This window comes from Novosphingobium sp. DS6-6 (genome assembly GCF_057784975.1).
The window spans coordinates 207,552-220,832 of the sequence record NZ_JBYNTS010000005.1; the positions used below are offsets into that span (position 1 = coordinate 207,552).

17 protein-coding genes are annotated in these 13,281 nt (G+C 62.9%); 4 read left to right on the forward strand and 13 right to left on the reverse strand.

Annotated features, from left to right (window positions below; translation table 11 throughout):
- Positions 1–7: 7 nt before the first annotated feature.
- From AC3EDY_RS08380 to AC3EDY_RS08400, 5 genes are all read right to left on the reverse strand, one after another.
- Positions 8–1,204, reverse strand: a complete 1,197-nt coding sequence (locus tag AC3EDY_RS08380) for a phage portal protein (RefSeq protein WP_488572029.1) — start codon at positions 1,202–1,204, stop codon at positions 8–10.
- Positions 1,146–1,685, reverse strand: a complete 540-nt coding sequence (locus AC3EDY_RS08385) for an HK97 family phage prohead protease (RefSeq protein WP_488572030.1) — start codon at positions 1,683–1,685, stop codon at positions 1,146–1,148. The genes AC3EDY_RS08380 and AC3EDY_RS08385 overlap by 59 nt, the downstream gene beginning before the upstream one ends.
- Position 1,686: 1 nt before the next feature.
- Positions 1,687–2,949 (reverse strand): phage major capsid protein, encoded by a 1,263-nt coding sequence (locus AC3EDY_RS08390; RefSeq protein ID WP_488572031.1) that lies wholly within the window; start codon positions 2,947–2,949, stop codon positions 1,687–1,689.
- Positions 2,950–3,053: 104 nt separating this feature from the next.
- Positions 3,054–3,635 (reverse strand): MerR family transcriptional regulator, encoded by a 582-nt coding sequence (locus AC3EDY_RS08395; RefSeq protein ID WP_488572032.1) that lies wholly within the window; start codon positions 3,633–3,635, stop codon positions 3,054–3,056.
- 33 nt (positions 3,636–3,668) lie between these two features.
- Positions 3,669–4,025, reverse strand: a complete 357-nt coding sequence (locus AC3EDY_RS08400) for a hypothetical protein (protein WP_488572033.1) — start codon at positions 4,023–4,025, stop codon at positions 3,669–3,671.
- A 439-nt stretch (positions 4,026–4,464) separates the two neighbouring features.
- Here AC3EDY_RS08400 and AC3EDY_RS08405 point away from each other — a divergent pair, with 439 nt between their 5' ends.
- The gene (locus tag AC3EDY_RS08405; protein ID WP_488572034.1) at positions 4,465–4,701 is read left to right on the forward strand and encodes a hypothetical protein; all 237 of its coding nucleotides are present in this window, start codon (positions 4,465–4,467) and stop codon (positions 4,699–4,701) included.
- Here the strand turns inward: AC3EDY_RS08405 and AC3EDY_RS08410 are convergent.
- The 5 genes from AC3EDY_RS08410 to AC3EDY_RS08430 all read right to left on the reverse strand — a co-directional run bounded on the left by AC3EDY_RS08410 (position 4,698) and on the right by AC3EDY_RS08430 (position 8,475).
- Positions 4,698–6,299, reverse strand: coding sequence for a terminase large subunit (locus AC3EDY_RS08410; RefSeq protein WP_488572035.1), 1,602 nt, complete (start codon positions 6,297–6,299; stop codon positions 4,698–4,700). The genes AC3EDY_RS08405 and AC3EDY_RS08410 overlap by 4 nt on opposite strands.
- 167 nt (positions 6,300–6,466) lie before the next feature.
- Complete coding sequence (locus tag AC3EDY_RS08415) at positions 6,467–6,844, reverse strand: HNH endonuclease (RefSeq protein ID WP_488572110.1); 378 nt, start codon at positions 6,842–6,844, stop codon at positions 6,467–6,469.
- Positions 6,786–6,938, reverse strand: a complete 153-nt coding sequence (locus AC3EDY_RS08420; protein WP_488572113.1) for a hypothetical protein — start codon at positions 6,936–6,938, stop codon at positions 6,786–6,788. The genes AC3EDY_RS08415 and AC3EDY_RS08420 overlap by 59 nt, the downstream gene beginning before the upstream one ends.
- Positions 6,935–8,347, reverse strand: a complete 1,413-nt coding sequence (locus AC3EDY_RS08425) for an AAA family ATPase (RefSeq protein WP_488572036.1) — start codon at positions 8,345–8,347, stop codon at positions 6,935–6,937. The genes AC3EDY_RS08420 and AC3EDY_RS08425 overlap by 4 nt, the downstream gene beginning before the upstream one ends.
- Positions 8,344–8,475, reverse strand: coding sequence for a hypothetical protein (locus tag AC3EDY_RS08430; protein WP_488572037.1), 132 nt, complete (start codon positions 8,473–8,475; stop codon positions 8,344–8,346). Before AC3EDY_RS08430 ends, AC3EDY_RS08425 begins: the two co-directional genes overlap by 4 nt.
- A gap of 18 nt (positions 8,476–8,493) precedes the next feature.
- On the opposite strand from AC3EDY_RS08430, the gene AC3EDY_RS08435 reads away from it, so the two are divergent.
- The 3 genes from AC3EDY_RS08435 to AC3EDY_RS08445 all read left to right on the forward strand — a co-directional run bounded on the left by AC3EDY_RS08435 (position 8,494) and on the right by AC3EDY_RS08445 (position 10,915).
- Complete coding sequence (locus AC3EDY_RS08435) at positions 8,494–8,781, forward strand: hypothetical protein (RefSeq protein WP_488572038.1); 288 nt, start codon at positions 8,494–8,496, stop codon at positions 8,779–8,781.
- Between the two features lie 10 nt (positions 8,782–8,791).
- Positions 8,792–9,919: a non-hydrolyzing UDP-N-acetylglucosamine 2-epimerase gene (gene wecB, locus AC3EDY_RS08440; protein WP_488572039.1), complete on the forward strand. Its 1,128-nt coding sequence runs from the start codon at positions 8,792–8,794 to the stop codon at positions 9,917–9,919.
- A 624-nt stretch (positions 9,920–10,543) separates the two neighbouring features.
- A complete protein-coding gene (locus AC3EDY_RS08445) occupies positions 10,544–10,915 on the forward strand; it encodes a VOC family protein (RefSeq protein WP_488572040.1) in 372 nt (123 codons plus the stop codon).
- Between the two features lie 32 nt (positions 10,916–10,947).
- Here the strand turns inward: AC3EDY_RS08445 and rfbB are convergent, their stop codons facing one another.
- Genes rfbB through AC3EDY_RS08460 form a run of 3 tightly spaced genes read right to left on the reverse strand, consistent with a single transcriptional unit; the run spans position 10,948 to position 13,131 of the window.
- Entirely contained in the window at positions 10,948–12,009 is a 1,062-nt protein-coding gene (gene rfbB / locus AC3EDY_RS08450; RefSeq protein ID WP_488572041.1) for a dTDP-glucose 4,6-dehydratase, read from the reverse strand.
- A 9-nt stretch (positions 12,010–12,018) separates the two neighbouring features.
- Positions 12,019–12,933: a glucose-1-phosphate thymidylyltransferase RfbA gene (gene rfbA / locus AC3EDY_RS08455; RefSeq protein WP_488572042.1), complete on the reverse strand. Its 915-nt coding sequence runs from the start codon at positions 12,931–12,933 to the stop codon at positions 12,019–12,021.
- Between the two features lie 57 nt (positions 12,934–12,990).
- Entirely contained in the window at positions 12,991–13,131 is a 141-nt protein-coding gene (locus AC3EDY_RS08460) for a hypothetical protein (protein ID WP_488572043.1), read from the reverse strand.
- Between the last annotated feature and the right edge of the window lie 150 nt (positions 13,132–13,281).

Below are 13,281 nucleotides of genomic sequence, written 5' to 3' on the forward strand. Positions count from 1 at the left end.
CGTGCTTTCATGCCGCAACCTCGCCGGGGCGCTGGGCACGCGGATTCCACCCTTCGACCTGGCGCACTTCATCGGCATCCAGAACGCCGGTTTCCAGCGCAATCTTATGGGCGTTCCACCGTGTTGCCGGGTCGCCCCGCAAGAAGCCGGACAGATCCAGCTCAAGTTCGAAAGTGCCGCTTGTGGGGAACACGCTGCGGGCAAACTCCGCCTCGATCTTGCGTGCCCACGGCGCCAGCGTGAACATGGCAAACCAGCGTCCGGCCGTTTCTGAATTGGTGAAGGTGTTGTGGCTGTAATCCTGGACCAGGGGCGGCGGCACCTGGAAAAGGCGGCAGATTTCTTCCACGCCAAACTTGCGGGTTTCCAGAAGCTCGGCGTCCTCCGGCGAAATTTGGGCCGGCACCCACTCAAGGCCATTATCTAGGACCGCGATCCGGCCGGCGTTGCTGGTGCCGGTCATTCTGGCATTGAACTGATCGCGGATGTTTTGAAGGTTTGCCGGAGACATCATGCCAGTGGCACGAATGAACCCGCTCGGCTGCGCCCCATTGTTTAGAAAGCTGCGCGCGAATGCGTTGCTGGCTTGCACCGCGTCAACGGCCTCGCCAGCGCGCGACAAGCGCGAGCGGCCGACCAGGCCGTCATCGGTGCGGTCGCGCAGGTGGATGACTTCACCTTGCAACAGGCGCCGAACATAGCCCCGCGCGTCGGCCACGTCATAGGCGAGACGGCCACTGGAAAGGCGCAAGACGCTGACTGTTGCCCAGGGGATGAATCGCAATCCCGCCAGGCCGCCGTTCGGGCTCCGCAGCACTTCGGCCAGGCCGTTGCCGGTGAGCAGGGCGGACGCGACCAGGTGCTCAAGAAAGTCCGGCCACGTCATGGTGTCGTTCACGCCCTGGCGCGTGAGGCGCGAGAGCGGATGCCCCAGGGCTTCCATGCGGGCATCGCCATCGCGCCGGTAGACCAGCGCGGGAATGCTGGCGAGCGACGTGGCGATCACGGTGGAGCATGCCAGCACGGCCGAAAGGTTTTCGTGAGCATGAGCCGACATGGCGCCGAAATAGCCCTGCCCGGGTGCGAGAGCCGACCACGAAGGATCGGCGCGACGGCGCTCCAAACCGAAGCGCGCAAGAATGCGGTCAGCCAATTGCACGGGCAACCTCCGCAAGAATGATGGCACGACGGCGCCGATCGGCATCGAGCGATGGGCGGCCGCGCAAGGCGATCGACGTATCGGGATAAGCTGGCCAGGCGGAAACGACGCTGATTTCGCGCAGATCCACCGCCCGCAAGGTGCGGTGCTCGCCCTGCCAGCTTTCACCGCCCTTGGGCACAAGGAAGCCGAAGCTCATGCCGCCCAGGTCATTGCGTTCGGCCAGGGCCAGCACGTCGCGGCCGGCCGCCGTGTCCGGCAGATCGAGCGAGAAAGACAGGCCCTTGCTGTCTTCCACCAGGCGCAACGTGCCCGATCGCGTGCGGCCCAGCACTTTGCCGGGATCGTGATCGAGCAGCGCCAGCACGTCGCCGCCCAGGGCGGCGCGAAAGGCGCCCGGCGCGATCGTTTCCACGATCGCGCCAAGGCGCGCTTGCGTGCCGAAGGTGGCGGCATAGCCCTCGATCATCCGCCCGCTTGCGCGAACCTCGGTAAAGGCGCGGCGTTCCAGGGTGACCGCCGCCATATCAGGCCACCGCATCCTTGATCGCGGCAAAGCTCTCCACATACCGAACGCCGATATCCGTGGTGAGCATGGCGCGGATCGAGACGTTGCCCTTGGCATAGGCGCTCGATTCGTAGGGGTTCACCAGCAGGTCGAAGGCAGACCAATAGGCGATGATCAGATCGGCCCAGTTGCCATAGATCACGGCCGAAAGGTTGGTGCCCGTGCCCTTGGTCAGGTTGCTGGGCACCTGGCTGGAAAATTCCACCCGCTCGCCGGCGAACACGCCATCCGGGCCGAAGCCCAGGTAATTGTTCTGGCCATCCTTGAGCTTGGACGCGGCCGCCTTGACCTTGAGCGAGGTCAGGAAGCCGCGCGACGTATTCGGCGCATCGGTGATATCGACCTTGCCGATCAGGTCGCGCGTGGCATCCGCCGTCAACGCGGCGCCATTCGTGCCCATGGCCACCGAACCGATGCCGGCGGTATTGAGAATGCCGGTCGGCTCGGCGCCGGAACCGCTGCCATTGATCGCGGCGCGATCGACCAGTGCGGCCAGCATATAGGCGAAGTCGTTGCGAACCAGGTTCTCCACGTCCACGCTGGTCTGCATCAGCATGTTGCGGCTGATTTCGGTCAGGCCACCGGCATGCTTGGGCGTCAGGCTGATTTTCTTGAAGCCGTTGACCGAACCGGACAGCGCCGTGTCTTCGGCCACCCATCCGGTAGTGAGCGAGTCCTTGAGGCCAGGAATGTCGATATTGCCGACCAGGCCTGAAAGCACAGTGGCACCCAGCCCCTGCACCTTGAGCGCGGCGCGCAGACGGTCGAACATCATTTCGCCGTGCAGCTCGGTCGCCACCAGATTGCCACCCACTGCGCCGCTCGGCGTGGTGGTGGTCAGAGCAGCGCGCCGCTCCAGGAAGATTTCGAGCGGGCACAGCACGCCCTCGGCCGAAGGCTTGCCGGCGCGCTTGAGCAGCTCGGGCTGCACTTCGCGTTCGAAGCCATAATCGTGCCCGCCCACGCCGGCCTGCATCGCCATGGCGCGCACCAGAGAAAAGCGCTTGTGCAGTTCCCCGGAAAGTTGGGCATCGCCGCCGATCGGTTGGCCCGGCTCGACACGCTCGGCTTGGTCGATCTTGCGAGCGCGGGCGATCTTGGCATCGAGCGCCCGAAGCTCGGTTTCGGCCGCATCGAACGCGGCGCTATCATCGGCGGTGTGAGCAGCATTCATGCGATCCACGATCGCGCTGCGCTGCTCGATAAGGTCGGAAGTCTTCATCCAAATTGCCTTTCAATCTGGCCGGGGCCGAAGCCCCGGCACGTTGATATTCGACTGTCTCTCGACGTTGATGGCCGACCGTCTCCCGACGTTGGCAAAGTGCATCATTCTACGCCGGTGGCTTCGGCGTGAGTGATCTCGATGCGGTAAAGCGGCTTGCGGCCAGCGCGGTCGAAAATACGCTCCGCGAGCACCCAGCAATCGATCACCTGGAAATGGTCGATCATGTTCTCGACCTGATAGTTTTCCAAAGCGTCGATTGAGGCGACGCGCAAGAATTGCGGCGCAGCGCCTGGTTCAAGAACGTGGGCCAACAGATATCGCCCGGCTACGCCCCTAACGGCGCCATTTTCGAGCAACATGTCCTTTAGCGACTGTGGGGCGCCACATTGATCGTCAATTTCGATCGCCTCACGGATCGACCAAAGGTGACCGGCAGTCGGCATCACTGCCGCGATCGCCAAGTCGAGACATTGCTTGACGCTGATTCCTCCGTCGGAAAACCGCTTAAGCACGGACATGACAATCAGGTCACGAACATCGAACCGCGCCCATCCGCCATTGTTGTTCGCAGGCAGGATTTCTCGCCGCCGCCAGTCCCGCTGCATGGACAGAGAAACGCCGGTGACCTCGGCGGCCTCGCTAGGCGAAAATTCGCGCTGAATGTTCTCGGTTCTGTAAGCCATAGTGAGGCATCTACCACGCTTTTAAAAACCGTGTCAAATCCCACGGTATGCTTCACATCGTTCCAAGTCCCACTCGATCATTTGAGCTACCGTGTGCGCGGGCGCCGGCAGTGCAAATCCGCCAGCATCGAACTGAACCAGCTTGAGTTTGGCCAGGATGGCACTCGGGCAGAACACGCCCTGAAGCATCACTTCGTTGAACTTTGCGTCCACAGCTTCATTGAAGAAGGCTTCCCGTTCGGGCGTTCCATCGGGAATTTTTTCCCACTCCGCTTCCAGGGCCTCGAGTTCCGCATGCAATTGCCAGAAGCGCCGATTCGCTGTCTCGCGCGAGGCGGCCATACGCTCGACCAGCTGGTGTTCGGCGGTGATCGTGGTGTGCATGTTCATGGGTTCAGCGTCCTTTGTGGGCAGCGCCTGGCCCAATGCCGGCGCAGCGAGAGGAAGCGAAACCGCAGACGCTACCGCAATGCCGCCCAGGACGGAGCGACGCGAAACAGCGGATGATTCGTCGAAAATTCCGGTCGCACGGGTGCCGTGCGCCCTGCTAGGGGCGTGCTTAGCCATGAGCGTCTCCTGTAAAGACGGTTGTGGTCAGAGCCGGGCGGGAAGCGCCAACTTCCCCTCGGCTCGTTTTTGTGTTAGCGCCAAACCATGGCTCGGTCAATTCGCGTTTACAGGAAAACCAATCGGTCGGAACAGCCCGGTCAAATGGTTGGCGTTCGCCTTCAACCAGACCAACTCGCCAAGCTCGATACGTGGATTGCGGCTCAATCGGATCGGATGTCGCGGCCTGAAGCAGTGCGAAGAATTCTGATGGAGAAACTCAATGAGCCTATTTGAAGTTGGCAAAGAGTATTATCTTGATTTCGGAACAGTAGAGCATTCGCATATCCGCAAAATTATGGTCATTGATGCCAAAGAGAATTGGATCAAGATCGTTGAAAATGGTTCAGAAGAGTTACTGAACACTCTGTCTCCGTTGATTCTATCGGCGAAAGAAATGACGCCAATCGACATGAGCAGCAAATTTGCACCGCCCGCGCCACCTCCAGGCGCTATTTAAAGCCACACAATTCCCGCGCCCTGATAGACCGCTTGCCCCTCGTCGCGGCTCGATAGGCCTATGGCCATGATCGCCGCGACCACGGGATCGACACGGTCGATCGAGCGATTCTTGCTCGGCTTGCGCAGGCCGGCCGGATCCGTTTCATAGACCAGGTTGCCGGCCGCCCAGCGCAGCACGGGATGCATGCCATGCTGCAGCTTGCCGGATAGCATGGCTGTTTCGAAGGCATCCACCGCGGGGCCCATGTCCCGATAGCCCTGGCCCCAATCCTTTAGCGGCAGTTGCATGCCTTCCCGATTGAGGATGGCACGCAGCTCGGTCATTCCCCATCGGTCGTAGGCGATGCCGCGCACGTCGAAGCGATGCGTCACTTCGGCCAGGCGCGACGCAATGAACGTTTTGTCGATCGCCTTGCCCGGCGTGGGCTCGATCAGCCCCTGTTTCGCCCAAGTGCGGTAGGGCACGCGGTCGGTTTCCTCGCGCTCGGCCATGTTGTCCTTCGGGCACCAGGTGAACAGCACCAGAGCGCCATCGTCTTCCGGGAAATAGAGCGCCAGGGCGGAAAGGTCGCGCGTGCTGGACAGATCGAGCCCGCCATAGCAGGGCCGCCCGGCCAGGGCGTCCAGATCAAACTTCCCGCCGCACAGCTCCCACTCTGCCGGGTTGATCGCCTTCGGCTCGGCATCGACGCGCTGGTTTAGGTAGAGGTTGCGAAAGGCCGGTTCGAAGGTCGGCATGCGCTGCGCTCGCCGCGCTTCCTCGGCCAGCTCGCGTTCAGAGCGGAACTTGCCTAGCGCCGGATTGGCCAGCGGCCAGACCGCCGGATCGAACGGGTCGGCATCATCGGGCACGGCATAGACGGCGCCGTGAAAGCTATCGTCCTCGATCTCGCCCGAAACGATGCGGCCGGAATAATCGACCAGCTCGCTCATGATGTTTTCGGCGCGGGGCGATTGCGTGCCGATCACCAGCAAAAGCGGCTGCGAACGCTTGCCCAGGCTGGTGCGCAGCACGTCGAACAACTCGCGCGATTGCCACTGCGCCAGCTCGTCGCAGACCACGAACGACGACGCAAGGCCGTGGACCGACTTCCCGTCGCTCGCCAGGGCGCGATAGATCGAGCCGGTAACGGCGTCCTCGATCACCTTGTTGAACGTGCGCACGTTGAGCCGTGCCGCCATCCAGGGCGTGGCCATGATGGTCGCTTCCATCTCGGCAAAGATCAGCGCGGCCTGTTCCTTGGTCGCAGCGGCCGAATAGCACTCGCCGCGCTGCTCGGCTTCCGGCCCGACCAGGTGCGCCAGGGTAAGGCCGGCGCAAAGCACCGTCTTGCCGTTGCCGCGTGCCACCGAAAGCAGGCCAGTGCGCACCTGGCGAAGGCCGTCTTCGCCATCGCTGTAGATCGCAAGGATCCAGTCCCGTTGGAATGGCTCAAGCTGGACCGTGCCGCCAACGCCAAAGCCCTTGGTGACCGGCAGGGACTCTATGAATGCCACCACTCGCTCGCCGCGCGTCAGGCCCGCCCGCTGCCATGGCAGGGCACCCGGCTGCTCGGGATTGCGGTTAAACAGATTGGCCTCGATCGGCGTCGCCAACGCCGCCGCTGCTTTCTGCCGCCCAGACCCTGGCCCACGCTTGCCCATACTCGATTAATCGCCTTTTTAGATTAAGCCCAAGTCAAACTAACTATTTTCGGTGTTGGATGGGTGGTGTTGACCGGTCAGCTCCGAGAGATTTCCTGTCAGGTAATCGACAGAAGCGATCAATCACCATGACGCCGTGCCCATGGATGGCTCGTATCGAGAGGCAGGCCGTTGGCATCGCAGCCACGTCGCGGCTTGGTGGTTCGGGCTGCACCAGCTTCGGGAGAGCGGGCTGTCTTGGCACTGTGGCAGCGCCAGCACAGGCTTGCCAGTTCCGGCAATGGCGGGAACGGGTCGCCGCCCTGGCTGACTGCGCGACGATGATCCACGCATGTCGCCTTGGCTCGCCGGCCGACGCTGGCGCAGTCTTCGCACATGGGCTTCGATGCCAGCTTCGAAGCGCGCAATTCCTTCCACTGCGGCGTGTTGTACGGCCATTTAGCCACGATCTTCCTCCAGTGCCTTTGCCAATTTCTGCATGCGGCGGCGCAGTTCATCACGGTTTTCGAAAAAGCGTTCAGGGTCACGCCAGTCCGGGGACAGGCGTGACAGGTCGCGCGCGATCTCGCGGGCTATGCCTGCTGGTTTCATGGGTCGGTCTCCTCGTCGGAGGTCCAGTCGAGTTCATCGTCTGGCGGCGCGCCCCATTCGAATATGTCAGGCGCGGGGGCTTCAAAGGCCCCGCCTGACATATACGTAGTATATGGAGGGGGGTTAGCGCGCAGGGTTGGCGCAGGGTCGGCGCAAGTGTTTTCAATGACTTGCGGATGATTTGGCGCAGGGTCAGCGCAGGGGGTCAGCGCAGGGGTTGGCGCAAGTGTTTTCAGTAACTTAGTCGAAGGGTTGGCGCGGTTTGGCGCAAGCTGAATGCCCTGCTTCCAATGGCGATTTTCACCCTTCCAAAGCGGTTTATCCAGCTCGATTGCCCCTGTGTGCAACAGGCGTTCAAGCGCCCTGGCGAACGCTTCTTCCTTCGTTCCTTTGCCCTCGATCATCCCTGCAAAGACCTTCGGCGCGTAGTTCACACCTGGCACGTGTGAGACTGCGCGACGGTCTTTCGTTGCCTTCGCGAGGCAGCGCAAAAAGGCATCGTTTTCCGCCTGTGCGACACTGACTTCGCGAAGCTGGGCACCCATGCTTTCGGGAATGTCCTGTTCGAGCATGAACGTGCCCGCGTGCCAGCGCATGACGATTGCAGTACCCTTTTCGGAATAGTTCGATTTCGGGCGCAGCAGTTCGCGCGCGCCAGGATCTTCGGCGCCGTCGTCGCTGGTGTGTGGCTTAAGGTAGAGGCGGGCGCGAAAGGCATTCTCCCACGCTGTAGAGCCCGAATACTCGTCACCGTTCTTGTTGGGGTGACCGACCAGCAGCACCGTGCCGGCCATGCGCTTGGCGAGTGCGCCCAGCATGCTTGCGAAGGTCGTTACCTCAGTGCGCGCGTTCTCGTTGCCGGCGAACAGGTGGGCGACGTTATCGAGCACCAGAAGGCCGACGCCCTCGCGCTCCACCGTGTGGCGAATGCTCGACCAGGTGGTAGTTTCATTCATCGTGCCGTCGCGCTCGAAAGCGGCCACGGCGTTGTCCACGTGGCCGAAGCGCGAGGCGAGCAGCAGCTTGCCGGATAGCTGGCCGATATCGACACCCAAGCCGGCGCAGATCGCGGCCTGGCGCCTGTGCAACTCGTCCACGTCATCTTCGCACGTCAGGTAAAGAGCCTTGCGCGGTTCGGCATGAACGCCGAGAAACGGCAGACCCAACGCGATGCACGTGCAAAGCACCTGTGCGAGCAGCGATTTGCCAGTGCCACCCGCGCCTGTGAGATAGGCGGCATGGCCTTCGGGAAGCCAATCCGGCAGCGTCCAGCGTCGTTCGGGTGGTGCGATGCCTGCCCAGCTCGCAGGATCGATCGTGCCGATCGTGACCGGCGAAGGCCCGCCTCGGCGTTCCCATGCGGCGGCATCCGCTTCAAGGCCGGCCCAATAGTCAGGCTGGCCGTTCATGCAAGCACCCGCAATTCTTCCACCTGGTCGGCCAGCTTAAGCAGGCCAAGCATGTAGGCCAATGCCTTGGCCAAGGTATCGAGCGAGGCGGGCCGATAAATCCAATAACCGGCCGCTTCGGTGACCATATTGCAAAGGTCGCGGGCATGCTGGCTTTCAGTCTGCACCAGCTTGAAGCAAGCCGCGTTCCGGCACGTCCTGATACGGCGGCGCAGATCGTATTCGGCCGGGGGGATTGGTCCGAGAAACGCTCTAATGTCGTCTTGGGCGGGCGCAGAAATGGGAGCCGGGACCGTCATGCAGGTGTTTTCCAGCGCGCAGCTAACCCATTGGCTTTATTCAGGGGTGTTTTCCCGGCACATTTTGGAGGAATGGCGGAATTCGGCCAAAAAGGGGCGATTTCCTTTATCCGGCCCTTAAGAATCGTCCTATAAGCGCGGCATCATGATCGACAACGCGCCCAGAACCATTCTCCTCGTTTTCGGCACCCGGCCCGAAGCCATCAAGATGTTCCCCGTGGTCCATGCCTTGCGCGCCGATGGACGCTTTCGCGTGGTCACCTGCGTCACGGCGCAGCATCGCGGCATGCTCGATCAGGTGCTCGCCATCGCGGGTATCACCCCCGATCACGATCTTGACCTGATGCGCCCCAACCAGACACTCGATGCGCTGACGGCCGCTTTGCTCACCGAAATCGGCAAGGTGATAGATGCGGAACGGCCGGATTGGGTCGTCGTCCAGGGCGATACCGCCACGGCAATGGCCGGCGCGCTGGCTGCCTATTATCGCAAGATTCCGCTCGCCCATGTCGAGGCTGGGCTGCGCAGCCACAATATCTATCACCCCTGGCCGGAAGAGGTGAACCGCAAGATCATCGGCACCATCGCCGCGCTGCACTTTGCCCCCACCGAAACCGCGGCCGCTGCCCTACGTGGCGAAAACGTCGATCCGGGCACGATCCATGTCACCGGCAATACCGTGATCGACGCATTGCACTGGGTTACCGGGCGGATTGCGGCGGAGCCGGCGCTGGCCGGCGGTCTGGCAGAGCTGGAAAGCCGCTTTGCCGGCAAGCGCCTGATCGGCGTGACCAGCCATCGCCGCGAAAACTTCGGCGGCGGCCTCGAAGCGATCGCGGGCGCGGTCCGCACGCTTGCGGCCCGGCCGGACGTGGCCATCATTTTCCCGGTTCACCCCAACCCCAACGTCCGCGCCGTGATGGACGCGGCGCTTTCCGGCCTGCCCAACGTGGCCCTGATCGAACCGCTGGACTATCCGCACTTTGCCCGCCTCCTCGCTATCAGCGAGATCATGCTGACCGACAGCGGCGGCGTGCAGGAAGAAGCGCCAGCTTTGGGCAAGCCCGTGCTCGTCATGCGCGAAACCACCGAGCGCCCGGAAGGGGTGGCGGCCGGCACGGCCAGGCTCGTCGGCACCGACGCGGCGCGGATCGTGGCGGAAGCGAGCCTCTTGCTGGACGATCCCGCCGCCTATGCCGCCATGGCGCGGGCGCACAATCCGTTCGGCGATGGGCATTCTGCCGCGCGCATTGCCGATCTGCTGGCCCGATAGGCTTGCCGCATGCGAAGGACCCGCGAATGGTCAGGCACGTCCGCGCCGGGTTATGCGACACCGGGTTAGCGGTTGCGGCGGGCAATCCAACCGGCGTAGATGGCGGAAACCTTTGAAGAAACCATGCCATGCCTGCGAGATACGAGCTAATTCTCTGTGACATTTCCGGAGAGCACAAGCCGGTTGCCCGATTTTCGTCTTCCAGCCCGTTCATGCCGCTGTCGGTCGGCGAGCGTTTCGACGATCACGGGTGGGATCGCCTCGATGGCGTGGGCAGGATCGCCGACGAAGCCAATCCCCTCCGCTATATCGTGTTTGCGACGAAGCATACGGTTGCGATGCGGGCGGCGAACTCGTCTATCAGCTCTGGGTCAATCTGCAGCCGTTCAGCGGCCCGCGCTCTCCTGCATGGGGGCACGGCGATCCGGTGGGTTAGGCGGCATCTGTCCACGCCGCCTGGCGCCGGCTGCGATCATCCTTCGGTTTGGCGAACGCACGGGAATCCCGTATGTCCGCATGGTGATGCGATTCATCCCATATTCGTGGCTGATTTTTGCCAGTCTCGCGCTTGCGAGCTGCGACATCGCGCCACGCGCACAGCCATCACCGCGGGGAGCCGTCCCGATGACCAATCCGGTTGTCCACTTCGAAATTCCCGTTTCCGACATGGATCGGGCGGTCCGCTTCTATGAACGCGTGTTCGGCTTTGCCCTGCAACGCGCGACGATCGACGGATACGACATGGCGTTCTTTCCGCGCACGGAGAGCGCATCGGGCGCCAGCGGCGCACTGGCCAAGGGCGATGTCTATGTGCCGGCAAAGACCGGACCGGTCCTCTATTTCGACGTGCCTGCCATCGATCCTGTGCTGGAACGCGCCCGCGCGCAGGGGGCAAAGGTTCTCTATCCCAAGAAACACATTGGGGACGGCGGCTACGTTGCCGAGTTCGAAGACAGCGAGGGCAACCGGATCGCGGTCAGCGCGGCCGCCGACTGACGCCGCCGCGCGCTGTCATCACGCGTCGTTCGTCAGTGCCGACCCGCTACCAATGGCTCCCACCAGTCTTCCCGCGCCAAGTACCACGCCAGGGTTTCGGCAAACCCCTGCGCGAAATCGCGTGCCGGCGCATAGCCTAACGCCGCACGTGCCTTGCGCTCGTCGATGGCATAGCGGCGATCGTGGCCGGGACGGTCGGCCACGAAAGTCTTGAGGCTGGCACTGTGGATGCCGCGTGCGGCGGGCGCCCGGGGAAAGCGGCGGGCAAGCGCAGGGTCGGCGGCGAACGCGGCGTCGACCCCGGCGCAGATCGCGTCCACCACGGCAAGGTTGGGCAGTTCCTGCCCGCCGCCGATGTTATAGGTTTCGCCCGACGTCCCCTTTTGCAGCGCCAGGGCAATGCCCTGGCAGTGGTCGGCCACGTGCAGCCAGTCGCGCACGTTCTGCCCGTCGCCATAGATCGGCAGGGGGCGGCCCGTCAGGCAGTTGAGCGTGAAAAGCGGAATGAGCTTTTCGGGAAACTGGAAAGGCCCGTAATTGTTGGAACAATTGGTGGTGACGGTATCCAGGCCATAAGTGTGATGATAGGCGCGCACCAGATGATCCGATGCAGCTTTTGACGCGGCATAGGGCGAATTGGGCGCATAGGGCGTCGTTTCCGCAAAGGCCGGATCGTGGGGGCCGAGCGAGCCATAGACCTCGTCGGTGGAAACATGATGAAATCGGTGCGGCCGGCCGCTGCCTTGGTCCAGCCACACGGCGCGTGCCGCTTTTAGAAGGCTGTGCGTGCCCGTCACGTTGGTGGCGATGAAAGCGTCCGGCCCGATGATCGACCGGTCCACATGGCTCTCGGCGGCAAAGTGCACGATGCGGTCTATGCTACGCCTGGCCAGCAGGTCGGTCACCAGAGCGGTGTCGGCAATGTCCGCCACGACCAGATCCACCCCGTCAAGCCCGTGCAGGTTGGCCGGGTTTCCGGCATAGGTCAGCGCGTCGAGCACCACGATGGCATCGTCGGGCGCATGATTGCGCCAGAAATGCACGAAATTGGCGCCGATGAAGCCTGCCCCGCCGGTGATCAGGATCGTACCCACGGGTTTGCGTCACCCCTGCGCCAGATGCGGCGCGGCAGCAGTCGAAAAGGCCGCTTCTCCGCGCAGCAGGCCGCGCAGGTATTCGCCATAGCCGCTCTTGCGCAAAGGGGCGGCCAGGGCTTCCAGCTGGGCATCGTCGATAAAGCCCTGACGCCAGCAGATTTCCTCGGGGCAGCAGATTTTCAGGCCCTGCCGCTCTTCCGTCACACGCACATAAGTGGCCGCGTCCAGCAGCGATTGGTGCGTGCCGGTGTCCAGCCAGGCATGGCCACGCCCAAGGATTTCGACGTTGAGCTTGTCCGCCTCGAGATAGCGGCGGTTGAGATCGGTGATTTCCAGTTCGCCCCGCGTGCTGGGCTTCAGGTCGCGCGCCAGTGCCACGGCATCTCCGTCATAGAAATAGAGCCCAGTCACCGCATAGTTGGATCGCGGCCGGGCAGGCTTTTCCTCCAGGCTCAGCACGCGGCCTTCCCGTGAAAATTCCACCACGCCATAGGCCGTCGGATCCTGCACGCGATAGCCGAACACGGTGGCGCCGTCGGCGCGCATGGCGGCACCCTGCAACAGTTGCACCAGCCCGTGTCCGAAAAAGATGTTGTCGCCCAGGATCAGAGTGGAAGGCGCATCGCCCACGAACGCCGCCCCGATGTGATAGGCCTGCGCCAGGCCCGCCGGCTCGGCCTGCACGGCATAGTGCAGGCTGATGCCCCACGCGCTTCCGTCCCCCAGCGCTTCGTGAAACGCAGCCGCATCGCGGGGCGTCGTGATCACCAGAATGTCGCGAACGCCCGCCAGCAGCAGCGTGGAGAGCGGATAATAGATCAGTGGCTTGTCATAGACCGGCATCAGCTGCTTCGACACGCCCTTGGTCAACGGATAAAGCCGCGTGCCCGATCCTCCCGCCAGAATGATGCCCTTGCGCAACGTGCTGTGCCTTTGCTGTCTGTCCTGCCCGGATAAGGAACATTCCTAAATTTGCGGTTATTTCCGCCGCTTTCGCCAGATCAGCACCCCGGCCACCGGCACCGCCAGCATCACGGCGGCCACGGCCGCCACCTTTGCTACGGCCATGGCTATTCCGGAAAGCAGGAACAGCACGATTTCCAGCGTGGCTTTCAGCATGGGCGGGGCAGGCGCTGCATCCTGTCGAAACGGCGGAACGGCACCCCTTGTGCCTCGCAATCACGAAAATCCGCCCTGGCTTGACGGCGATACTCCAAAAATGCCTTGCGGGCAGCCGGAAAGGCATAGGCTCATCGCCGGCAAAGATCT